Below are 5,064 nucleotides of genomic sequence, written 5' to 3'. Positions count from 1 at the left end.
TGAACCGGATGCTCAGACAGAAAATTCAGCAAAGGTCTTGCCCACTGTCAAGAAGTCTTTTCAGTGTGGTGAATGCAAGAAGATCTTTGCTCGAAAGGAGAATCTGGCTAGACACACCCGCACCCACACCGGCGAGAAGCCCTATAAGTGTGAGGTGTGCGAAAAGGGTTTCATTAATTACACTCACCTGAAAAACCACACCCGCATCCACACCGGCGAGAGGCCCTTTAAGTGTCGGGTGTGCGAAAAGAGCTTCAATCAACCCAATCACCTGATAATTCATTCCCGCACCCACTCCGGCGTTAGGCCCTTTAAGTGTCAGGTGTGCGATAAGAGCTTCAATCAATCCAATCACCTGAAAAACCACACCCGCACCCACACCGGGGAGAGGCCCTATAAGTGTATGGTGTGCAAAAAGAGCTTCAGTCAATCCAACCACCTGATAAAGCATTCCCGCACCCACACCGGCGAGAGGCCATATAAGTGTAAGGTGTGCAAAATGAGCTTTCCAATGAAAAGTTCTCTAAATAGGCACTTCAATTCCGAAAGCCATTTGCTCAAACAGGCTCAACGATTATCAATCGAACCGTCAGGAAATCTGGTCACTGTCGCCAGGCAAATGGTAAAACCTGTTGAGCCTCTACTGGAGCCCCATTAGAGCGATCAAAGATATCAGAGAGCTGTCGGTTATCCGGGAGCATCAACGTCATGGTTTTATTGGCCGCTTTGGAAAGAGCAAACAGATTTTTTACAACGTGCGTACAGTTTTATTATGGTTGCCTGATGTATTTTTGGGCGAGAACTACAAAAAAAGTAAAAACCCGACAAAGGCAACCTTGAAACCTCGAAAAATACCACCAAAAAAAGAAAATATTGACACAGATCAAACCGCCAAACACGCGGAACAACAGATAATCCCGCCGAAATAACCCACAAGAAGAGCTTGACAATGAATAATCCTCACTCTGGAAAATGCCCTGTTATGCACGGTGCGGTTACAGAGAGCGGCAAGTCAAATGTTGACTGGTGGCCGAAAACACTGAACCTGGACATCCTGCATCAGCATGACCAAAAAACCGACCCGATGGCAGCGGAGTTTAACTATCAGGAAGCGGTAAAAACCCTTGACTTTGCCGGGCTGAAACAAGACCTGAAAGACCTGATGACCAACTCGCAAGAGTGGTGGCCTGCCGACTGGGGACACTACGGCGGCCTGATGGTGCGTATGTCCTGGCATGCTGCCGGTAGTTACCGTGTTGCCGATGGCCGTGGCGGTGCCGGTACCGGCAACCTGCGCTTTGCCCCATTGAACTCCTGGCCCGATAACGCCAACCTGGACAAAGCCCGTCGTCTATTGTGGCCGATCAAGAAAAAGTACGGCAACAAACTGAGCTGGGCTGACCTGATGGCTTATGCTGGCACTGTCGCCTATGAATCCATGGGGCTGAAAACCTTTGGCTTCGCATTTGGTCGGGAAGATATCTGGCACCCGGAAAAAGATACCTATTGGGGCTCGGAAAAAGAGTGGCTGCAGCCCAGCACCGAAGAAGGTGGCCGCTACTCCGGCATGCGCGACCTGGAAAACCCATTGGCCGCAGTAATGATGGGTCTGATTTACGTCAACCCGGAAGGTGTGGATGGTAACCCAGATCCGCTGAAAACCGCCCGGGACATGCGCGTCACCTTTGAGCGTATGGCCATGAACGATGAAGAGACCGTCGCCCTGGCCGCCGGTGGCCATACCATTGGCAAATGTCACGGTAACGGCAAGGCGGAGTTACTCGGTGAAGCCCCCGAAGGTGCTGAGCTGGAAGACCAGGGCCTTGGCTGGCTGAACAAAACCAGCCGGGGTATTGGCCGCAATACCGTCACTTCCGGTATTGAAGGTGCCTGGAGCACCAACCCGACCCAGTGGGATAACGGCTACTTTCACCTGCTGTTCAAATACGACTGGGAACTGAAGAAGAGCCCGGCCGGTGCCTGGCAATATGAGCCTGTTAACATTGCCGAAGAAGACAAGCCTGTGGATGTGGAAGACCCATCCATCCGCTACAACCCCATCATGACCGATGCGGACATGGCGCTGAAGGTGGATCCGGAATATCGCAAGATTTCCAAACGTTTCCGTGACGACCACGCCTACTTCTCTGATGTGTTTGCCCGCGCCTGGTTCAAGCTGACCCATCGGGATATGGGACCAAAATCCCGCTACATCGGCCCGGATGCACCGCAGGAATCACTGATCTGGCAAGACCCGGTCCCTGCTGGCAAGACCGATTACGATGTGGCTGCCCTCAAGGCCAGGATTGCCGCCAGCGGTCTGGGCAACAGTGACCTGATCACCACAGCCTGGGACAGCGCCCGTACGTTCCGTGGCTCCGATAAGCGCGGTGGTGCCAACGGTGCCCGTATCCGCCTGGATTTCCAGAAGGATTGGGAAGGCAACGAACCCAGGCGCCTGGAAAAAGTACTGGCGGTACTGGAACCCATTGCCGCCGAAACCGGTGCCAGCGTGGCAGACGTGATTGTCCTGGCCGGTAACGTTGGTCTGGAAGCCTCTATCAAGGCAGCGGGTTTTGACGTCAAGGTGCCTTTCGCCGCTGGCCGTGGCGATGCGACGCTGGAGCAGACCGATGTCAAGTCCTTCGAAGTGCTTGAGCCTGTGCACGATGGCTTCCGCAACTGGCTGAAGAGGGATTACGCCGTGGCAGCGGAAGAGATGCTACTGGACCGTGCCCAATTAATGGGACTCACCGCCCACGAAATGACCGCACTGGTTGGCGGTATGCGGGTTCTGGGTACCAACCATGGTGGCAGCAAACACGGTGTCTTCACCGATCGCGAAGGTCAGTTAACCACAGACTTCTTCGTCAACCTGGTGGACATGAACTACACCTGGAAGCCGGCTGCAGATGGTCTCTATGAGATCCGCGACCGCAAGACCGATACGGTGAAGTGGACCGCTACCCGGGTTGACCTGGTATTTGGTTCCAACTCCATTCTGCGCGCCTACGCCGAAGTGTATGCCCAGGACGATAACCAGGAAAAATTCGTCCGTGACTTTGTCGCCGCCTGGACCAAGGTGATGAATGCGGATCGCTTTGACCTGGCTTGATCGAAACACACCGCCATAACCCCATACACGCCGCATTGATTGCGGCGTGTTTTTTTATGGCCAATTTTCCTTTTTTCTGCTCACCACAGTCATGGTAGAGTTGCAGGTCGAAAAGATTGTCCTCCCCATGAAGATACACACCAGCAATCTGCCGGGCTTCAGGGGTACTGAATTTGAACACTGCATCCCTGGTGGAGAGATCATGGCCTACCCCTATCGTTCAGTGAGCTTGTTGACTCTGCTGCTGTTAACCAGCCTGCTAACTGCCTGTGGCTTCCATCTGAGAGGAAAAATAAGTTCTGCCAGTGAGATCAGCCAACTGTCCGTCACCGGCAATGACCCTGTCTATATACGCTACCTCTCCAGGGCCCTGGAACGCAGTGGTATCGACCTCAGCGACGCGGCTCCATGGCGCATCAATATTATCCGCGTTACACGGGATACCGATCAGCAGACCGTTGCCAGTGCCGGCTATTTTGAGCAGAGAATTGCCATGCATGTGGTCTACCAGTTACAGACTTCCTCCGGCCTGCCCCTGTTCCCTGCGGTTCAGTTAACCCGTGAGCGCTACATCACACAGGACCAGGATGCGCCGAATGCGGCGGAATCAGAACAATCGATTATCCTGTACGAGCTTCAGCAGGAGCTGGTATCCACAACCCTGCGCCGGATTCATAACCTGTCCGGCGCTGAACTCTCAGACGCAGCAGCAAAAGCCAGGGCTGCGGCAACAGCGCCGGGGGAAACCAGCGAATCGAACCGGAACCGCCAACCTTGAAGCTACGTATTGACCAACTCAGAGCCCAGCTGCAGACACAGCTGATGCCTGTCTACATCGTCAGCGGTGATGAACCGTTTCAGGTTGCCCAGTGCGGTGACCAGATCCGCCAATATGCCAGGGACAGCGGGTTTGGTGAGCGCCATGTTTATCATGTGGAAAAAGGCTTTGACTGGGGGGATTTTCTCACCACGGCAAACAGCTTGTCCCTGTTTGCCCAGAAGCAAATTCTTGAGTTGCGAATACCCGGTGGCAAACCCGGAAGTGCTGGCAGCGAAGCACTGCTGGAGTACATCAGCCACCCTTCACCGGACAATCTGCTACTGATGATCACCGACCGCCTGGATAACACCGTGCAGAAATCAAAATGGTTCAAGGCGCTGGAAAAGGTCGGCGTATTTATTCCCATCTGGCCAATCGAATCCCGGCAGTTACCCGGCTGGCTTAATCAACAGCTCAAGGTGGATGGCTACCGGGCAACCGGGGATGCCCTGAGCCTGATTGCCGAGCGAGTGGAAGGGAATCTTCTGGCCGCATCCCAGGAACTGGAAAAGCTCAAGCTTTTGGCCAGGGACAAAACCATTGATGCAGCTACCGTACAAGAAGCCGTGTCGGACCATGCGCGATATGATGTGTATCAACTGCTGGATAGCGCCCTGGAAGGCAATATCAAACAGTGTGTGCGCATCCTGGGCATTCTCAAGGGTGAAGGCACCGAGCCGACCATCATTCTCTGGGCACTGGCCCGAGAGATACGCCTGCTCAGCCATCTCAGCCGACAGCTATCCCGGGGGATAGCAAGGGATCTGGCGGTTGAGCAATCGGCGAAAGTGCTGGGGTTCGTACCATACATGCTAAAGCGCAGGACGTCATTACTGAGCCAGGCCATTCGCCGAAGCAGCGAGCGCAACCTGCGTCAGATGCTACTGTATACAGGCAAGATTGATCGCTGTATCAAAGGGCTGGAGAAAGGTAACGTTTGGGATCAGATGCTTACCCTGACCCTCAATCTGGCAGGCTTGCCCCCCATAGAGGTGATTACCTGAAGCCAGCAAGGGATTTGAAGTTTGGACACCTGCCCGTTGTATCAAACGTCTTGACATCCTCCCACGGCTAAAGCAGTGGGATTCCTCCTGCGAGACGCTCATGCCCGAGCGCGGTTTTCCCCTTA

General features: G+C 54.1%; 6 protein-coding genes. 5 read left to right on the top strand and 1 reads right to left on the bottom strand.

What is annotated here, in order from left to right; genetic code table 11:
• Positions 1-25: 25 nt before the first annotated feature.
• On the bottom strand, positions 26-430 hold the full coding sequence (locus KDK14_RS10715) for a hypothetical protein (RefSeq protein WP_257265101.1): 405 nt from the start codon (positions 428-430) through the stop codon (positions 26-28).
• On the opposite strand from KDK14_RS10715, the gene KDK14_RS21740 reads away from it, so the two are divergent.
• The 5 genes from KDK14_RS21740 to holA all read left to right on the top strand — a co-directional run bounded on the left by KDK14_RS21740 (position 323) and on the right by holA (position 4,939).
• The gene (locus KDK14_RS21740; RefSeq protein WP_373691062.1) at positions 323-658 is read left to right on the top strand and encodes a C2H2-type zinc finger protein; all 336 of its coding nucleotides are present in this window, start codon (positions 323-325) and stop codon (positions 656-658) included. The genes KDK14_RS10715 and KDK14_RS21740 overlap by 108 nt on opposite strands.
• Positions 633-929 (top strand): hypothetical protein, encoded by a 297-nt coding sequence (locus tag KDK14_RS10710; RefSeq protein ID WP_257265100.1) that lies wholly within the window; start codon positions 633-635, stop codon positions 927-929. Before KDK14_RS21740 ends, KDK14_RS10710 begins: the two co-directional genes overlap by 26 nt.
• A gap of 20 nt (positions 930-949) precedes the next feature.
• Positions 950-3,115, top strand: coding sequence for a catalase/peroxidase HPI (katG, locus tag KDK14_RS10705; protein ID WP_257265098.1), 2,166 nt, complete (start codon positions 950-952; stop codon positions 3,113-3,115).
• Positions 3,116-3,242: 127 nt separating this feature from the next.
• The gene (locus tag KDK14_RS10700; RefSeq protein ID WP_257265097.1) at positions 3,243-3,893 is read left to right on the top strand and encodes a hypothetical protein; all 651 of its coding nucleotides are present in this window, start codon (positions 3,243-3,245) and stop codon (positions 3,891-3,893) included.
• Complete coding sequence (gene holA, locus KDK14_RS10695) at positions 3,890-4,939, top strand: DNA polymerase III subunit delta (protein WP_257265096.1); 1,050 nt, start codon at positions 3,890-3,892, stop codon at positions 4,937-4,939. Before KDK14_RS10700 ends, holA begins: the two co-directional genes overlap by 4 nt.
• Positions 4,940-5,064: the final 125 nt, after the last annotated feature.

This window comes from Endozoicomonas sp. ONNA2 (assembly GCF_024606365.1).
Lineage (GTDB): Bacteria > Pseudomonadota > Gammaproteobacteria > Pseudomonadales > Endozoicomonadaceae > Endozoicomonas.
The sequence above is the reverse complement of the archived record's forward strand: the minus strand, read 5'-3'. Positions and strand labels throughout refer to the sequence as shown.